Source organism: Acinetobacter sp. NBRC 100985, from assembly GCF_000241225.1.
In the GTDB taxonomy this organism is placed as follows: domain Bacteria; phylum Pseudomonadota; class Gammaproteobacteria; order Pseudomonadales; family Moraxellaceae; genus Acinetobacter; species Acinetobacter venetianus.
The window spans coordinates 47,030-64,354 of the sequence record NZ_BAEB01000033.1 but is presented as its reverse complement, the minus strand read 5'-3'; the positions used below and the strand labels follow the sequence as shown (position 1 = coordinate 64,354).

Annotated in this window: 21 protein-coding genes and 1 pseudogene; 12 read left to right on the top strand and 10 right to left on the bottom strand. The window is 38.7% G+C overall.

Annotated features, from left to right (window positions below; translation table 11 throughout):
• Positions 1 to 11: 11 nt before the first annotated feature.
• From ACT4_RS12570 to ACT4_RS12535, 8 genes and pseudogenes are all read right to left on the bottom strand, one after another.
• Entirely contained in the window at positions 12 to 1,358 is a 1,347-nt protein-coding gene (locus ACT4_RS12570; RefSeq protein WP_007482711.1) for a sphingomyelin phosphodiesterase, read from the bottom strand.
• 408 nt (positions 1,359 to 1,766) lie between these two features.
• Positions 1,767 to 2,186, bottom strand: a complete 420-nt coding sequence (locus tag ACT4_RS12565; RefSeq protein ID WP_007482709.1) for a roadblock/LC7 domain-containing protein — start codon at positions 2,184 to 2,186, stop codon at positions 1,767 to 1,769.
• A gap of 23 nt (positions 2,187 to 2,209) precedes the next feature.
• Positions 2,210 to 2,752: an ATP/GTP-binding protein gene (locus ACT4_RS12560; protein WP_004877440.1), complete on the bottom strand. Its 543-nt coding sequence runs from the start codon at positions 2,750 to 2,752 to the stop codon at positions 2,210 to 2,212.
• Positions 2,753 to 2,760: 8 nt separating this feature from the next.
• Positions 2,761 to 3,731: pseudogene (locus ACT4_RS12555) on the bottom strand (hypothetical protein).
• A 166-nt stretch (positions 3,732 to 3,897) separates the two neighbouring features.
• The gene (locus tag ACT4_RS12550) at positions 3,898 to 4,257 is read right to left on the bottom strand and encodes a hypothetical protein (RefSeq protein ID WP_004877436.1); all 360 of its coding nucleotides are present in this window, start codon (positions 4,255 to 4,257) and stop codon (positions 3,898 to 3,900) included.
• Positions 4,258 to 4,643: 386 nt separating this feature from the next.
• Positions 4,644 to 5,303: a hypothetical protein gene (locus tag ACT4_RS12545; protein WP_007482702.1), complete on the bottom strand. Its 660-nt coding sequence runs from the start codon at positions 5,301 to 5,303 to the stop codon at positions 4,644 to 4,646.
• A gap of 21 nt (positions 5,304 to 5,324) precedes the next feature.
• Complete coding sequence (locus ACT4_RS12540) at positions 5,325 to 5,750, bottom strand: ClpXP protease specificity-enhancing factor (RefSeq protein ID WP_004877433.1); 426 nt, start codon at positions 5,748 to 5,750, stop codon at positions 5,325 to 5,327.
• Positions 5,751 to 5,764: 14 nt separating this feature from the next.
• Positions 5,765 to 6,424: a glutathione S-transferase N-terminal domain-containing protein gene (locus ACT4_RS12535; RefSeq protein ID WP_007482701.1), complete on the bottom strand. Its 660-nt coding sequence runs from the start codon at positions 6,422 to 6,424 to the stop codon at positions 5,765 to 5,767.
• Positions 6,425 to 6,550: 126 nt separating this feature from the next.
• On the opposite strand from ACT4_RS12535, the gene ACT4_RS12530 reads away from it, so the two are divergent.
• A complete protein-coding gene (locus ACT4_RS12530; RefSeq protein ID WP_007482700.1) occupies positions 6,551 to 6,952 on the top strand; it encodes a hypothetical protein in 402 nt (133 codons plus the stop codon).
• A gap of 58 nt (positions 6,953 to 7,010) precedes the next feature.
• Here the strand turns inward: ACT4_RS12530 and rpsI are convergent, their stop codons facing one another.
• Both rpsI and rplM read right to left on the bottom strand, forming a co-directional pair.
• Positions 7,011 to 7,397: a 30S ribosomal protein S9 gene (rpsI, locus tag ACT4_RS12525; RefSeq protein WP_004877427.1), complete on the bottom strand. Its 387-nt coding sequence runs from the start codon at positions 7,395 to 7,397 to the stop codon at positions 7,011 to 7,013.
• Between the two features lie 12 nt (positions 7,398 to 7,409).
• Positions 7,410 to 7,838, bottom strand: a complete 429-nt coding sequence (gene rplM / locus ACT4_RS12520; RefSeq protein WP_004877426.1) for a 50S ribosomal protein L13 — start codon at positions 7,836 to 7,838, stop codon at positions 7,410 to 7,412.
• Positions 7,839 to 8,098: 260 nt separating this feature from the next.
• Between rplM and ACT4_RS12515 the strand changes: the two genes are divergently transcribed.
• From ACT4_RS12515 to ACT4_RS12465, 11 genes are all read left to right on the top strand, one after another.
• Positions 8,099 to 8,746, top strand: a complete 648-nt coding sequence (locus ACT4_RS12515) for a hypothetical protein (protein WP_007482699.1) — start codon at positions 8,099 to 8,101, stop codon at positions 8,744 to 8,746.
• Positions 8,747 to 8,830: 84 nt separating this feature from the next.
• Positions 8,831 to 9,817 (top strand): 4-hydroxythreonine-4-phosphate dehydrogenase PdxA, encoded by a 987-nt coding sequence (gene pdxA / locus ACT4_RS12510; protein WP_007482698.1) that lies wholly within the window; start codon positions 8,831 to 8,833, stop codon positions 9,815 to 9,817.
• Between the two features lie 40 nt (positions 9,818 to 9,857).
• A complete protein-coding gene (gene rsmA / locus ACT4_RS12505; RefSeq protein WP_007482697.1) occupies positions 9,858 to 10,670 on the top strand; it encodes a 16S rRNA (adenine(1518)-N(6)/adenine(1519)-N(6))-dimethyltransferase RsmA in 813 nt (270 codons plus the stop codon).
• Positions 10,670 to 11,509: a symmetrical bis(5'-nucleosyl)-tetraphosphatase gene (locus tag ACT4_RS12500; protein WP_004877420.1), complete on the top strand. Its 840-nt coding sequence runs from the start codon at positions 10,670 to 10,672 to the stop codon at positions 11,507 to 11,509. The genes rsmA and ACT4_RS12500 overlap by 1 nt, the downstream gene beginning before the upstream one ends.
• Positions 11,510 to 11,636: 127 nt before the next feature.
• Positions 11,637 to 12,953: a glycosyltransferase family 1 protein gene (locus ACT4_RS12495; RefSeq protein WP_007482696.1), complete on the top strand. Its 1,317-nt coding sequence runs from the start codon at positions 11,637 to 11,639 to the stop codon at positions 12,951 to 12,953.
• Positions 12,954 to 12,978: 25 nt separating this feature from the next.
• Positions 12,979 to 13,530: a phosphatase PAP2 family protein gene (locus ACT4_RS12490; protein WP_007482695.1), complete on the top strand. Its 552-nt coding sequence runs from the start codon at positions 12,979 to 12,981 to the stop codon at positions 13,528 to 13,530.
• A 96-nt stretch (positions 13,531 to 13,626) separates the two neighbouring features.
• Complete coding sequence (gene iscX, locus ACT4_RS12485; protein WP_004877416.1) at positions 13,627 to 13,827, top strand: Fe-S cluster assembly protein IscX; 201 nt, start codon at positions 13,627 to 13,629, stop codon at positions 13,825 to 13,827.
• Between the two features lie 108 nt (positions 13,828 to 13,935).
• Positions 13,936 to 14,367, top strand: a complete 432-nt coding sequence (ndk, locus tag ACT4_RS12480; RefSeq protein WP_003654870.1) for a nucleoside-diphosphate kinase — start codon at positions 13,936 to 13,938, stop codon at positions 14,365 to 14,367.
• Positions 14,368 to 14,487: 120 nt separating this feature from the next.
• Entirely contained in the window at positions 14,488 to 15,723 is a 1,236-nt protein-coding gene (gene rlmN / locus ACT4_RS12475) for a 23S rRNA (adenine(2503)-C(2))-methyltransferase RlmN (protein ID WP_007482694.1), read from the top strand.
• A gap of 16 nt (positions 15,724 to 15,739) precedes the next feature.
• Positions 15,740 to 16,540, top strand: a complete 801-nt coding sequence (pilW, locus tag ACT4_RS12470) for a type IV pilus biogenesis/stability protein PilW (RefSeq protein ID WP_007482693.1) — start codon at positions 15,740 to 15,742, stop codon at positions 16,538 to 16,540.
• Positions 16,531 to 17,322 (top strand): helix-turn-helix domain-containing protein, encoded by a 792-nt coding sequence (locus ACT4_RS12465; RefSeq protein ID WP_004877405.1) that lies wholly within the window; start codon positions 16,531 to 16,533, stop codon positions 17,320 to 17,322. The genes pilW and ACT4_RS12465 overlap by 10 nt, the downstream gene beginning before the upstream one ends.
• Positions 17,323 to 17,325: the final 3 nt, after the last annotated feature.

The window sequence follows — 17,325 nt, the reverse complement described above, 5'->3', positions numbered from 1 at the left end:
TTTTCCGAAGTTTAAGGACTGTAATTAAATTGTCCCATTACAGGGAAGTGGTCTGATAAATCCCAAGTCATATAAAGTGGGTCAGCAGTCGTACGTAAAATACGAACATCATTGCGTGATTGGATCGGTTGACGATGTGTATTTGACGCAACGATATAATCGAGGTATTCGACAGCTGTACCACCTGAACCTGCTGCACCAGCCAATTTATTGACACGAGGATCAAAAGTTGATGCCGTATAGCCTGTGCTTGGAGCTGCGGTTGCATTGAGGTTCATCAACATATTTTGATAGTCTTGAGGCCATAACAATTTATTGACGTTGAAGTCACCACCCATCAAGACAGCGTCAAAACTTGGAACATTTTGCTGATTTACAAGCTGGCGGATTTGTTGGAATTGAACTTGACGTAGCGCACGAGCTTCATCCGTATCAAATGATGCGGTATGTGTTGATGTCACATGGTATGCCTTACCATTTTTAATAATCTCAGCATATAGTACGCCCTTATCAGCAAAACAGTCCGTTCCAGTGCAATCTGGATAAATCAATTGTGCTGTTTTTACAATAGGGTATCGGCTCACGATAACTAAACCACTATCAAATAGGTTATAGCCTGAACCTACAGGAATATGTGTTTGATATGGATACTGTTGTGCAAGTTGATTTAACATACCCGTACGAGAAGAGGCGAATGCTTCTTGCATCATAATCACATCATAACCACTTAGATGATTTGGAAGCTCTGCCAAACGTTCACTAATTTTACTCGCAACCATTGGCAAAGCGTAAATGTTATACGTCAATACCTTTAATTCATCTGCACTCGCAGAGACTGGTTCTTGTACAGTATTTTGGTGGATCGTGTAATGGAAATCATCATAACCACCTGTATATTCAGCCTTTACAGCAGCTTGAGCTGATAAGCCAGCATAGTTGGTATTGATACGATGTACATCACGATCAGAATACCAAGGAGAAGTCGTTGATGCTGTTTGGATACCATGTTTAATTGAACTACCAGACCAAGTGCCAGTCATAGTTTGTTTTAACGTCACTTGTGAATTACCACTTGTAACAACAGTATCAAAATTATAAGTTTTACCTGACTTTAAACCTGTATAACGGTTCATACGCAGAACACGTTTAGTCTCATAAGGTGCAATTTGAGTGGCTTCTTGAGCCCATTCATTTCCTTGTTCTAAAATATCAGTCCCTGTATGGTTGACTTGTATTGATACAGTTTGTGGTGTGGTATTTGTGACAAAAACATAAGAATCAGCGAGCGCATCTTGCATTGCAAAACCACTCACCATTAACGCTACCCCTGCGCCTAGTTTTAAGCTCTTCAGCTTCATTTTTCTCTCTCCATAGTGCATAAAGTCTATGAACAAAGAACAATCAAAGTTATAAAATATTCATTATTGAAAAAATGATGATTGTTATTTGTTCGAAATTTATATTAGTGAAAATTTGTTTCTGATTCATGTAAATTTTTGACCACTCATCTGAACTAATTGCTTAATAATTATTGTTTTTTACTATTATTGTGATTTATTTTGCTTTTATATTATTTTTAAAGAAAAAAATACTCAATAATTTTCTTTAATGAAAATCATTGAAATGTGAGTTTATCAATCTTTTGTTTTAAATTTTATGAAAAGTGGTGTTGTTACAGAAAATTGAAAAGAACTTTTATAACGAGCAAGAATGAAAAAACCGACAGCCTTGACCACTGTCGGTTCTTAATAATAAAGAAAAAAGTGTTATGTTTGATCAGCAGCAACAATCGCAGCACTGGCTTGCTTTAAGCTGTAAAGTAATTGACCGAGCAAAACATCTTTATTACTGAGTGTTACCATTACCATTGGATGATGTGGGGCGGGAATGGACGTTAAAATCGCTTTTCCATTCTCAGCATCTAACGTAATGCTCTGGCAGCCAGTCAGCTGGATTTCATTTAAAAACGCGCTCACCATTGCCAAAATAGAACTACTCACCGCAGCGAGTTTAGTACTATTATATGGATTCTTCTTATAGATAGAAGTCAGCTCAAAGCCATCGGTCGAGCAGAGCATAATATAATCAATCCCACGGATATTGGTGATGATCTCATTGGCTTGAGCTTTAGCCAATTGGATAAGTTCAGTTGGCGCTGTACGTTGTTGACTTGGAATGCTGAACATAATTTTTCTCTTTTATAAAGTAATTAGTTTGTTGCTCTAAGATTCACTTCAAGTGCTGCAATAAGTGATTCAACCATCAGCAAAATGTGTTCTTGTTTTCTAGCATCAATAAAAAATAAAGGGTATTGGTAGTCATTTTGGATCAACCAATCTCGATAAATTGAAATTGGTTGTCCTTTGTTCTCATCTACATGAGTAATACCAATCGAGATATTTTTTGTATAGTCTTTAAATGTATCTAAATATCCTTCAAGTTCTTCGAGAGGGACTGTACTGTTATGATCAACTAGAATAATTGCACCAAGAGCTCCTTGGCAAATCACTGGCCAAATAAAGTCGAAACGCGCTTGTCCAGGCGTGCCATACAATCCAATTTTGGCGCCGTCGTCCAATGTAATTTCACCATAATCAATGCCAACAGTAGTTTGCATTTTATTATGAGCCTGACTATCTGTATTGAATGCTTCGGTCGCAAGTACAGGAATTTCAGAGAGAGATTTAATTGCTTCAGTTTTACCTGCACCCATGCTTCCTGCAAATACGATTTTATATTGTTGGAGAATCATAGTATTCCTTAAAGCCCAAATCGGCGTCTGATTTTGCCGAAAAATTTATTTAAAAAGCCGTTTTGTTCAGCGGATTGTTCATCTGTTTCTGATTTTAAATAATGGCTGTCTGATGCTGAAATAATACCGCCGTTATTGGATGCAATGCAGGCAGCAATAAATTGTTGAACCGTTTGAATAGGAAGTTTTAATTGAGTTGCGACTTGAGAGAGTTGAGCTCCTTGTATAAAACATGCTGCGAGTAAAAGCGTTGTTTTGCGATCAGCACTTTGAGCGGGCTGTGGCCAATATTCGATTTTAAAGCATTCATTTTCGCTAGGAGCGAGTTGCTGAAACTCCAAAGAATGCCAAAAAAGATTCCATAACCAATCTTGTAGGTCGTACTCAACCTTACGAGACACTTTGGTAAAGTCAGAGGTCGTTGCAAAGCTGTAATTGAAGCTATGATTGGTTTGAGTTTGTGTTCTCGTCGGCTCCAACCAAGCAATTTGGCTGCGTGTATCAATAATTGCTAGCGTGCCATGATCATCAAAAAGATGTAGCCGAGCATTCTCAGGATTTAACATGTCGTTAAGAAATTTCTCATTTACAACATGATGTGTCGAAACCTCTTCTTTTACTTTAGGTTGTTGTGATTGTTGATGTGACAAATAGCTAAGCAGTCGAAGATGAATCCAGTTTTTTAAAGCATCGGTTTGTTGGAATGGCAAATAAAGTGTGTTGTTTTCCTCAATGTTGCAAGCACCTTGAGCTTTAGAAACTTTTAAGCATGGTAATTTTTTTCTTCGATAATACGTTGGATACCTTCGGTATCAAAAAAATTTTCGTTTATTAATAATAAGTCTATATTTGGATCGGCAATATTAATCCAGTTAATTCCAAATTCATTCGGTATTGTTTTTCTAAGTTCTATTTTTAATTCATCTGAAACTTTTAAACTTATACCTGAAATTGCGATATTAATGCAATGTCCATTCATAGTATCACTTTAATATTTTATAAAACATTGGACTGCACAACTTTAGTCTTAATACTAAAGACTAATAATAGACCGCTTGTATTATTTTAAATTTACTTACTGGTCAAATAAATAAAATTAAAATATATACAAGAAGTCTAATATATTAAAGATTCTGCAAAACTAATTAAGCAAAGTCTAATTCTTTCTCGAAAGTTTTAAGTTCGTGGCGAGCCATCGCTAGGTTAGATTTAGTACGGTCTAAAACGAGGTAGAGAAACAGATTGCCATTGCTTTCTAATGGACGGATTAAGTGATATGCCTTACCAAGTGTAATCAGGATATCTTCGATGTCATCGTTGAGTTTCAATGAGTTGGCAACACGGCGTTTTGCTCGAATAACCTCGGTATTACCTGCAGCTGCTAATTCTAAGTCGATTGCACCCCCACCTTGTGTTGCCAGCGCCAAACCGCTTTCTGTGTCTACTAACGCTGCTGCAACGAAACCATCAATATTTGTCAAGCTTTCTAATGAAATTTTAGCCATGATATTATCTCTACTAATACATCTTGTTTATGAATTTATATTCCCTACTTTTGTTTTAGATTATTCTTCAAAAGCAGTTAATTTCATTATAGGAAACTCTTTTATTAAATCAATCATGTTTGAAAATAATTAAAATCACAGCAGTGCTATTAATTGACAATTTTTGTCAATAAAACGTTTTAAAGTGGAAAGTGAGGATAATATTTTTAATTTTTTGTGATTTTATTCACAGTAATATTTTATTTTAAGTAAGCTTTTTGATTGTAAATAAATGTAAAATATTTTTTGTTAAAATGTTTTGAATTAATATTTAAATAAATTTAAAAATATTATAAGTGTATGATAGAAAAAGCATTTGTACTTTTCCTATCATCGTCTTTAATAAATTAATGCCCGATTAATTGACTATATGAGCAATAGAGTGACAGCAAAATGACCAATGCAACGATTGGGGAAAGCAGGTAAGACCAGCCTGGGATACTTGGTTGTTCAACGTCAAGTTCTTCTGCGTGATGAACGTTAGGCTGTGCTTGATTAACCATTTGATTGAACTCCTGCATGGTTGCTTCTAAAGAGATTTCTTCTTGTTCGATTGGTTTGGAACCGATGAGCTCAGTGAGCTGATTGGTCGACCAAACCCAATCTTCTGCTTGGCCAGAAAGATGTTCAACTTGTCCTAATAACAACTCTGCTAAGCCTGTTTGACCAAAGTTGCCTGTCTGATCCAATTGATTTAACTCATTAAACTGTAAGCTTACAATCTCAGAGATACTAGATTCGAGTTCTGTTGCTGTTAATTTCGATTGGTTCTTTGCAGAGGTTGTTAGATGGCGTGCAATTTCTTGAATATAAAGCGGGTCAGTTGCTTTAATTTCTTGATATAGCTTTTGTGGATTTTGTTTCCAAAGACTAATTAACTGACCTAATGTCAGCGCATTAACTTCATCAACAAATGCACACTTCTCTTTGGGCGAGTGTGTGCTAAAAAGTTGCGGTTTTTGAATTTTAATTTGTTCAGAAAAATACTGAACTAAGTCAAATGCCATCTCGGACGTCCTCTTTTATTTTTAATCTAAGATTCTTAAAGACGGCTTCTTCTTGCTCGGTTCCGCCTCTTGTTTAGTTTCATCTGTTTGCGTAATTGGTTGCTCTTGAATATCTTCATATTCACTTGGATCGAAAAATAATCCTTGACCATTTTCACGTGCATAAATACCGAGAACTGCTCGAATTGGCACATAAATTTCTTTGGCCACTCCACCAAAACGCGCTGAAAAAGTAATTGCATCATTACTCATGTGTAATTGATGAATTGCATGAGGAGCTAAATTTAAAACGATTTGACCATCTTTCACAAATTGTTGAGGAACTTCAGTATTCGGCTGAGTCGCGTCAACTAATAAATATGGTGTTAGTTGGTTATCGCAAATCCATTCATAAATGGCACGAGCAAGATACGGGCGTGTTGGAGAAAAAGTGATTTGCTCAGACATAATTTATAAACTTGTTAAATCGTTGAAATGAATTCATTGTAGCTGTTTTTTTCTTGAGCTGTCATTGATTTAATGAAAGAAGGTCGGCTAAAGATACGATGACAATACAAGAAAATAGGTCGACAGTGTTGTTGTGGTAACTCGATTCCCATGCTTTTTAAGCGTAAGAAGATCGGGGCTAACATACAGTCCAAAATTGAAAAGGTTTCAGACATAAAAAAGGGAAAGTGTTGAAATAGTGGAGTCAATGAAATCAGCGTATCTCTTAATTCTTTTTGCGCTTTTTGCTTTTGAATTAAATCTAACGTGTCTGCATGTCGAAGCATACTGTCTGCAAGCTTAAACCAGTCTTGTTCAAAACGCCAAATATACTGTCTTTGTTCTGCTCTTGCCATAGGAGCATCGGCATAAAGTTTATTCTGGCGATAGCGGTCATCCAAGTATTCTGCAATCACATTTGGAGAAAATAGCTTTAGATTTTGCTCAATTAACATTGGCAACCGATTGTATGGATTGAGATCAGCCAAATCCTCATCTTCATGGTCTGTGAGAATCAGATGGTATTTGATTTGTTTTTCAGCAAGCAAAAAACGAATCCAGTGCGAACGGAAATCATCGGCATGACTATACAATGTGATGCCTTGAACAGGGCTTGGGGGATTTTCTAAAGACATAAATCCGAAAAATTATGATTGACTGTTTAGAATACTAAAATTAACGTTGGAAATCACTTAAAGCTTAAGAATATGATGATTCAAAATAAATTTAATATTCAATAAATTCAAAGAGAGAAAAATTAAATGAAATATTATGGCTTGATGATCTTGTCGAGTATGTTATTGCTGAGCAGTTGTGCAAGTGTGTCTAATCAAGGATCAGCAGTTGATGTTCGATCTGAAAATGATGTGCAAATCTCAATTGCGACGGATTCTTGTGATGATCAGAGTGCTGATGCTTGTAATGAGGTGCAAGATTACGGTGGTATCAAAAGTGAGTACGTGGTCAGGGGATGTAAAGTGACGATTTATAATGATGGGCCGATCAAAATGGTAAATGAAAAGACTGATCAGCCATGTAATGCACCAATCCCAGAAGACCATCCGTTTTCGACACGCGAAACTAAGACTTATATGCAAGATGGTTGTCTTGTGACAGAGTATTCTACAGGTGATGCTGTTATGGATTGTTCTAAGAAGAAATAATCGGCAAATAAAAAAACCTCGGAAATATCCGAGGTTTTTTGTCCAATTCGTAAAACGATTAACGTTTAGAGAATTGAGGACGTTTACGAGCTTTACGTAAACCAAGTTTCTTACGTTCAACTTCACGAGCATCACGAGTAACGAAACCAGCTTGACGAAGAGCAGGTTTTAAAGTTTCGTCAGCAGCGATCAATGCACGAGTAATACCGTGACGGATAGCGCCAGCTTGACCACCCATACCACCACCTTTAACAGTGATGTAAAGGTCATATTTTTCAGTTGCTTCTAAAAGCTCTAAAGGCTGACGCACAACCATACGAGCAGTTTCACGACCGAAATATTGCTCTAAAGTACGATTGTTAATTACGAGTTTGCCTGTACCAGCTGATAAGAAAACACGTGCAGTTGCGGTCTTACGGCGACCTGTACCATAGTTAGTAGCCATGTGCTGTATCCCTTAGATGTCCAAAACTTGTGGCTGTTGAGCAGTATGAGGATGCTCGCTACCAGCGTACACTTTCATCTTCTTGATCATCGCATAACCAAGAGGACCTTTTGGCAACATACCTTTTACAGCACGTTGGAAGATTTCTTCTGGTTTGTGCTCAACTAATTTTTCAAAATTAGTTTCGCGAATACCACCAGGGAAACCAGTGTGGCGATAGTATTTTTTATCAAGTGATTTGTTACCAGTCACTTGAACTTGTTCAGCATTGATCACAACGATGTAGTCACCAGTGTCAACGTGAGGAGTATAAGATGTTTTGTGCTTACCGCGTAAACGACGAGCGATTTCAGTCGCAAGACGACCTAAAGTTTTGCCTGAAGCATCAACAACGTACCAGTCGTGTTGAACTTCAGCAGGCTTAGCGCTGAGAGTTTTCATTAACCACTACCTATTATAGTTGGTTTGAGCAAGGAATCGCCCAAACAAAAGGAGACCGAATTCTATATGAATTTGTAAAAGCGCACAAGAACAATTCCATCAAGATGTCATATTTTGCTGCAATGTGACTGATTTTGTAAACAACAAGCGTGGATGGAAATCATGATTATTTATCTTGTGAGTGTATAGGATTTACCCTATTATTTTTATACCAAGTAATTAAAAAATAGAATTATTTATTTGTTTTTATGGGGAATTTGATGGAGTTGTCGTTTTCTACAAAAATTGTTGTAGTTGCACTATTAGTCGGTGTTTGTTCAGCACAGACAAATGCTCGACGACTTTATAAATGGGTAGATCAAACCAGTGTTACGAACTACTCTGAATTCCAGCCAAAAGAAGGTACTAGCCGAAAGCTTGAAGTTATCGAAAGTCGTGGGGATGAACATATCGACCCGATGATGGCTGTTACGAATGAAATGAAAGCGATTGAAATCCCTGTGGATCCGATGAATCTTCAAGACACATCAAGTGGCACAGCATCTCAAGCACCGAAACCAACGACGCAAACAATTGTTAAGCAAGGTGTCCTTGCTGCTCAACCTTATGTGAGTCCTGCAAGTGGTGTGGTTGCTTCATCGCCAGTTGAAAAGAAAGAGCAACCAATTGCTGTTGTTGAGAAAAAGGAAACAGTCGTAAATCCAATCGCTGAAAAAGCGAGTAGTAGCGTTGCGGTTATCGATAAGCCTAGTAGTAGTGTTGTCGTAGAGAAAAAAGATGAGTCTGCAACTGTTGCTCGTCCAGATCATAAAAAGACACAGCAAAAGATTAATCCTTGGTCCAGATCACCAAATTTTGTACCTTCCAACTTAGTGCCTGAAAATTTACCGAAGTCTACAACGCCATAGCTAAGATGTTTTTCAAATGAAATACTATAGCTGCATTTAGATTTTCGCTACACTATATTGAAATCTAGATGATTGGCTGTTTCTATGCTTCCTTTATATGTGACTTCAGGTGAACCTGCGGGAATTGGTCCAGATATTTGTCTGAGTTTGGCGGATCGTGTAGATGAACGCCCCGTAGTTATTCTAGCTGATATAAAAATGCTAGAGCAGCGTGCTAATCAGTTGAATTTAAATGTTGAGATTGTTCCATATAATGGCCAAGTGCAATCGAGTTTAAAGGGGCAACTTTTTGTAGAACATGTACCTTTGAAAAACTCAGTTGTTCTAGGTCAATTGGATTCGGCTAATTCGGCCTATGTATTAGAACAATTACGACGTTCTGCTGATTATGCGATGACTGGAAAGAGTGTTGGGGTTGCGACAGCACCTGTGCAAAAGTCAATTATCAATGATGCTGGTATTCGCTTTAGTGGTCATACTGAATATTACCAAGAGTTTGCGGGTGTTGATCGTGTGGTGATGATGTTGGCAACTAAAACTTTACGTGTTGCATTAGTGACGACTCATTTGCCTTTACGCGATGTACCAGATGCGATTACCAAAGAGCGCTTAAAGCAAGTGATTGATATTTTAATTCATGATCTAAAGACAAAATTTAAAATAGCTGCACCTCGTATTTTAGTCTGTGGTTTGAATCCACATGCGGGTGAAGATGGCTATTTAGGGCGTGAAGAAATTGATGTGATCAATCCAGCTTTGGAAACTTATCGCGATCAAGGTATTGAAATGAGTCTGAGCTTACCAGCAGATACTCTATTTACGCCAGAAAATCTGAAAGATGCGGACGCTGTTTTAGCGATGTATCACGATCAAGGTTTACCTGTGTTAAAATCACAAGGCTTTGGTGAAGCAGTCAACATTACCTTAGGCTTACCATTTATTCGTACATCTGTCGATCACGGTACAGCACTTTCTCTTGCAGGCACTGGACAAGCAAAAGCATCGAGTTTGCATGTGGCAGTAGATTTAGCACTTGATTTAGCTCGAATCTCCCCAAATCCCTCTGCGTAAAAGAGGGGAGAGTTAAATCTGAAATTTTGAGTATAAATATATGTATCAAATTAATGCCCTAAACCCTAAAGATGAAGGGCATCAGGCTAGAAAACGTTTTGGTCAAAACTTTTTACATGACCAACGTGTGATTGCCAAAATTGTACGTTCAGTGAATCCCCGTGCTGGCGAAAATATTGTGGAAATTGGTCCGGGTTTGGCTGCGTTAACATCGCCTTTAATTGGTGAGTGTGATGCATTGACTGTTGTTGAGCTGGATCGCGATTTAGCAGCTGGTTTACCGGGGCGTGTACCTCATCCTGAACGTTTGACGATTATTGAAGCAGATGCTTTGAAATATGACTTTACTCAACTTTTCCAAGAGGGTCGTCCGCTTCGCGTCGTTGGGAATTTGCCATATAACATTTCAACTCCGTTATTGTTTCACCTCTTGGAGTTTGGCGACAAAGTGAAAGATATGCACTTCATGTTGCAAAAAGAAGTGGTTGATCGTATTACTGCAACGCCAAACACTAAAGAATATGGTCGCTTATCAGTGATGATTCAGTATTATTGTAAGCCAACGTTCTTATTTGAAGTGCCGCCCGGTTCATTTAACCCTCCACCGAAAGTAACATCTGCTGTGTTCCGTTTAGAACCTTATGAAATTAAACCAATCGTTGCGAAAGATGAAAAAGCATTGGCACGGCTAGTGGGTCATGTATTTACCCAACGTCGTAAAACCTTACGTAATAGTTTAAAGGGAATGCTGGCGGAAGATGGTTTTGAAAAAGCTGGTGTCGATCCAATGGCTCGCCCTGAAACTTTGAGTTTAGCCGATTTTGTCGCATTGTCGGATCAGGTGGTGGCTTAATGTCTAAACGCTATAATTATGTCATTGGTGATGTGCAAGGTTGTTTTGAAGCACTGAAAGCATTGCTAAAAGAAATCCGTTTTGATCCTGATCAAGATTTTTTGTGGTTCGCTGGTGATTTGGTTGCGCGTGGAGAGAATTCTGTAGGTGCTTTACGCTTTGTAAAAAAGTTAGCTGATCGTGGTGCTGCCTCAACCGTATTGGGTAATCATGACCTAACCTTGATTGCATGTGCGCGTGGTTTTAAAAAAGCAAAAGAGAAAGATGGTACGCAAGATATTATTGATGCTATAGATGGTGATGAACTGATTGATTGGTTGCGTAAACAACCTTTAAGTTTAAGTCCAAATGCTAAAATGCTAATTACACACGCGGGTGTTCCATGTATTTGGGATGCTGAGCAAACAATTCAGTTGGCAAGCGAAGTACAGCAGATTGTTGGGCATGACGATCTAACTGTTTTGGATACTTTTCTTGCTGAAATGTACGGTGAACAACCTGATCTTTGGTCAGATCAACTGACAGGAATGGCACGATTGCGTTGTATTACCAACTATTTAACCCGTATGCGTTTAACTGATGCTAAAGGGCGTTTGGAGTTTGGTTTTAAAGATGCGCTTGATGCACCGATGCCAGTAGGTTTCCAGCCTTGGTTTGAGTTTGAAAGTCTGGCAGCACATACCCATCAATTAATTTTTGGGCATTGGGCTGCTTTACAGGGCAAGACTATTAATTCTCAAATTCAAAATGTTGATGGTGGCTGTGTTTGGGGGCAGCAATTGATGGCGTTCCGTTTGGAAGATCAACACATGTTTGCGGTGGATAATCCTTTGAGTTGATTATCTGACGATATGGTTTGAATGTCTAATTTCATGGTGAGGTTGGGCATTTTTTATTTTAAGACTGTCAAAAAACTGTCATACACTGATCATTAAAGTGTCAAAAATTATTTATAAGCTGTAAAGCATGAAAATAACGACACAAATGGATGGCGATATGCAAAGTACATACGCGACATCTTTATTAAAGCAAGATCAGTTTCCAGATAGTTTTAAATTCTACTTCAAAAGGAAACAGCTTAAAAATAAGCAAAATGAGTTTTCTGAGCTTGAAGAACTCGTACGTCCCCGTTTAAAAATTGCAATTGTGACTGAAACATGGCCGCCTGAAATAAATGGTGTTGCTTTATCAATGATGCAACTTTGCCAAGGGTTACAACGCCTTGGACATAAAATCTTATTAGTTCGACCAATTCAAAAAGCAGCATGTACTGAATTTCATCCTGATCAGGAATGTTTGGTCATGTCACAGCCAATCCCTAAGTATCCAAGTGTGCAGTTTGGCTGGCCGCAGTACATTAAAGTATCTAAAGCTTTTGAACGCTTTTCACCGGATGTTGTGCATATTGTGACAGAAGGGCCATTGGGTCTGACGGCACTCCAAGCGGCGAAGTCAAAGAAAATTGCAGTCTCAAGCGGATTCCATTCGGCATTCCATGATTTTAGTCGCTTCTTTGATTTAGCCTTCTTGGTAAAACCGATCCAGCGCTATTTAACATGGTTTCATAACAGTACGGATGTAACTTGTGTTCCAAGTCAATATACGGAACAAGCCTTACGTGGTTTTGGTGTGACTTGTCCTTTAGTCATTGTTGGGCGTGGGGTAGATACCAATAAGTTTTCTCCGCAACATCGCTCGCAAAAGCTGAGACAGCAGTGGGGTGCCGACGCTGATACCCGTGTCATGCTATATGTGGGGCGATTATCTCCTGAAAAAGAAGTGGATGTATTGATTAAGAGTTTTCATGCGCTGCAAGCACAACAGGGTGAAAATGTTAAATTTGTGATTGTCGGTGAAGGACCAGATCGAGTTCGTTTAGGAAAATTAACAAGCTCGAAAGACGTTATTTTCACTGGTAGTTTGAGTGGGCAAGCTCTTTCTGAAGCATATGCGAGTGCAGATGTATTTACCTTTGCAAGTCAGGCTGACACTTTTGGAAATGTCGTTTTAGAAGCAATAGCGAGTGGTCTGCCTGTCGTGGCATATGATTATGTTTGTGCGCATCAATATGTAAAACAAGAAGTCACAGGATGGTTGAGTCCGCTTGGACATACATCCGATTTAATCCAATCCATTTGTCATTTACCAGCACTTCCAAAACTAAGACAAATGGGATTGCTGGCGAGCGAAAGCGTACAAGAAAGTAGCTGGCAGTTTCCGGTACAACAATTAGAACAAGCACTTTATCAGGTAGCAAAGGAGTCTCCCATGACCTCTACCTAAAGTATCCTCAGAAAGGAGAAAAAATATGAATCTTCAAAATGCAAAAATAAAAATACTAGATTTAGATTTAAAAGGGTGTGTATACCTTAACCATCTCTCACATTCTCAACGTATCGCCTTATTCTTTAAAACGATTAGTCGTTTGGGCGATGGGCCATTTTGGTATGTCATGTTGTTGTCCGTTTGGGCTTTACAAGGCTTGGCATATGGTCTTCAAATCTTATATCTAATTGCGGCAGGGTCGGTTGGTACGCTGATATACAAATATCTAAAACACAAAACAACACGACCAAGACCTTATCAAGTTCATCAAGTGATAGTCCTCGGTGAGCGACCTTTGGATCATTTTAGCTTTCCTTCAGGTCACACTTTGCACGCAGTGATGGTGACAATTACTTTAGGTTATATACAGCCAATTTTGCTGATATTGATGTTGCCATTTACAGTGTTGGTTGCATTATCAAGAATGGTATTAGGACTTCACTACCCAAGTGATGTGATCGTCGGTGCGACAATCGGTGCGACAGTTGCAAGTAGTATTATTCTCTTAGCACCAAGCTTTAACATTGTTTTGTGAGTAATCGGGTTGTGAATTTCTCAACAGAAAACTATTTTTTCAAGCGTATGTTTTGTTAAAGTAGCTCCAATCTCAAATATTTATTCAGGTTGTCATATGGGCTTACGTTGGACTGATACGATTGATATTGCAATTGAACTCGTAGAAGCACATCCAGATGTTGATCCACAGTGGATTCGTTTCACAGATTTACACGCATGGGTTTGTGCTTTACCTGAATTTAATGATGATCCTAATAAGTCAACTGAAGGTTTGCTAGAAGCAATCCAAATGGCATGGCTGGATGAAGTTCGATAAAAATTCATCAGAAATCGCTGAACTTTTACAGATTCAAGCTGATTATTGGCGATGACATCGGTATAATGCGGCAAATTTTTTTAGTTTACACCATAATAGGAGTCAATCATGGCGATTGAACGTACTTTATCTATCGTTAAACCTGATGCAGTTTCTAAAAACCACATCGGTGATATTTTTGCTCGTTTTGAAAAAGCTGGCTTAAAAATCGTTGCAACTAAAATGAAACACCTTTCTCAAGCTGATGCTGAAGGTTTCTATGCAGAGCACAAAGAACGTGGTTTCTTTGGTGATTTAGTTGCTTTCATGACTTCAGGTCCAGTTGTTGTATCTGTTCTTGAAGGTGAAAATGCAGTTCTTGCTCACCGCGAAATCTTAGGTGCTACTAACCCTAAAGAAGCTGCTCCAGGTACAATCCGCGCTGACTTCGCTGTAAGCATCGACGAAAATGCTGCTCACGGTTCTGACTCAGTTGCTTCAGCTGAGCGTGAAATCGCTTACTTCTTTGCTGATAACGAGATCTGCCCACGCACTCGTTAATCCAAAGCATTCGAACCAGATAAGTGGTATACTGCTTATCTGGTTTTTTGTTTTCTATAGATTGAGTTGTGTAAGTAATGCACAGCATTTCTAGCGTTGATATGGTTTAGGTAAATATTCATGAGTTCTGCAGTGGTCGTTTCATCAGAAAATTTAGATGAAAAACAACAGTCTGTTTCTACGCCTGTCGTTCATGCTGCCGACAAAAAAGTGAATCTACTAGGCATGTCACGTGCGGAGTTAGAAAAGTTTTTTGAAGATTTGGGTGAGAAGAAGTTTCGTGCTGGTCAAGTTATGAAATGGATTCATCAATTTTTTGTGACTGATTTTGCTGAGATGACCAATATCTCAGGTAAGTTAAGAGAAAAACTAGAAAAGATTTGCGAAATCAAAGCCCCTGAAGTGGTGCATCGTAATTATTCTAAAGATGGAACACGTAAATGGGTGTTTCGTGTAGGTGATGGTGAAGGCTCTTTAGTTGAAACTGTTTTGATTCCTGCTGAAGATAAAACGGGTGCAAGAAAGACACTTTGTATTTCTTCACAAGTGGGCTGCGCACTTGACTGTTCATTTTGTTCGACAGGAAAACAAGGTTTCCAACGTGATTTAACACCAGCTGAAATTATTGGTCAGTTATGGATGGCGAACTATTCCTATATGGAAGACGTGCCTGTTGCAGAGCGTGAACGTACTGTGACCAATGTGGTGATGATGGGTATGGGTGAGCCATTACTCAACTATGATGCTGTACTCAGCTCAATGCAATTGATGTTAGATGATTTTGCGTACGGAATGTCAAAGCGTCGTGTGACTATATCGACATCAGGCGTTGTACCTAAAATTGATCAATTGGCGCAAGATATTGATGTCGCTTTAGCGATTTCTTTACATGCACCAAATGATGAGTTACGTAATGAACTTGTTCCAATTAATAAAAAGTATCCATTAGAACAATTGATTGCTGCATGTCAGCGTTATTTAGCGAAAGATGGTAATGAAAGTGCTCGCCGTCACGTAACGATTGAATATATAATGTTAGATGGCGTAAATGATCAGCCAGAGCACGCACAACAATTATTAAAATTATTGAAAAACTTACCGAGTAAGATCAACTTAATTCCATTTAACCCGTTTCCACATGCACCTTATGGTCGCTCAAGCCGTAATCGTATTATCGCATTTCAAAAAACTTTGTCTGATGCAGGATTTGTGTGTACGATTCGTCAGACACGTGGTGATGATATTGATGCTGCGTGTGGTCAATTAGTGGGACAGGTAGCTGATCGCACGCGTCGTGCTGAACAGTGGAAAAAGAAAGTGGCGCAACGGCAAGAAATTTTGCGCACACAAGGATAAAACTTGGGGAAAAGCGTTGAATACAACTCGATCAAAAACGATTATAGCAACTACTATTTTGTTCACTGTATTGGGTCTAACCGCCTGCCAATCGACAAAGACAACAAAAGATCCTGAAAAAGCTGTGCAAGTCCGAACACAGCTTGCAGCAGAATATATTCGTACGCGTGACTTAGACTCGGCTAAGCGATCATTAGATCAAGCCCTGAAAATAGATTCGCGAGATGCAAATGCCAATATGATGATGGGAATTTTGCTACAACAAGAAGGTAGCAAAACCAATATGGAAAAAGCAGAGTCTTATTTTAAGCGCGCAATATCTTCTGAACCTGATAATGCCCAAGCTCGTAATAATTACGGTACATATTTGTATCAAATGGAGCGTTATAATGAGGCGATTGAGCAGTTTACGATTGCAGGTGCAACCTTAGGTTATGATCAACGTTTTCAATCGTTGGAAAATCTTGGGAGAATCTATTTAAAACTGGGCGATGTTGCGAATGCTGAAAAAGCATTCAAACAAGCGCTACAAGCAAATCGAAATGCGACAATATCAATGTTAGAGTTGTCGGAAATTTTCTATTTGCAACAAAACAATAGAGATGCATCGCAACTCTACGAACAATATGTTCGTAATGTGGGGCAGAAAAACCAAGGTGCTCGTGCGCTTTGGATAGGTTTACGCATTGCTCGAGCGAATGCGGATCAGTTAGGAATGCAAGTGTTAGTCAATCAGTTGCGTGCTTTATTTCCTGATAGTCCAGAATATCAACGTTATTTGCAATTACAGTACAGTACTGAGGCCGTATGGAAATAAATCCAAATTCACATCAGCCAACTGGCTCAAACTCACCGTCGCCTACGTTAGGAAATATTCAACGACCTGGTGAGTATTTGCGTCAAATTCGTATTGCACAAAAGAAAGAACTTGAAGAGATTGCAAACGTATTGAATATGCCAGTCAAAACTTTGACGGCATTAGAGCAAGATGATTATAAATCTTTGCCAGAAGCAACCTTTATCAAAGGATATTATCGTGCATACGCAAAATGTTTAAATGCTGATGCGAGCGCGATCATTCAACGTTTCGATGAAATTTATGCGAATGATACGGGCCTTAAAGCAAGTCATGCTTTGAGTAACTCACCGATTAAAACCATGGGTAAGTTAACTGGTTCAAAGAGTGTACGTAATCGTCAGTGGTTAAAGCGTATTGTGATTTTGGCTGTCGTGCTATTGTTGGCATGGTTGGCTGTGATGGCCGTGCAAAACTGGACTTCAAGTCACAAAGATGATGCAGATGTACCAAAGATTAAGAACTCTGAAGTTGAGATTCTTCCAATGGGGAATGCAGTCGCTACTTCTGGAGATCAGCTTGTCTTGAATTTTAGCCGACCAACATCTGTGCATATTGTTGATGCCACAGGTAAAGTACTGGCAACAGGTCGTCAAGCATCAACTTTGAATTTGAGTGGTGAGTCACCGTTCCAAATTCGCTTAGATGATGCAACAGCTGTAGCATTGACTTTAAATCAGGAACAAATTTCATTGTCTCCTTATACTGTCAATGGAAAAGCAGAATTCCGTTTGTCTCGTTAATGC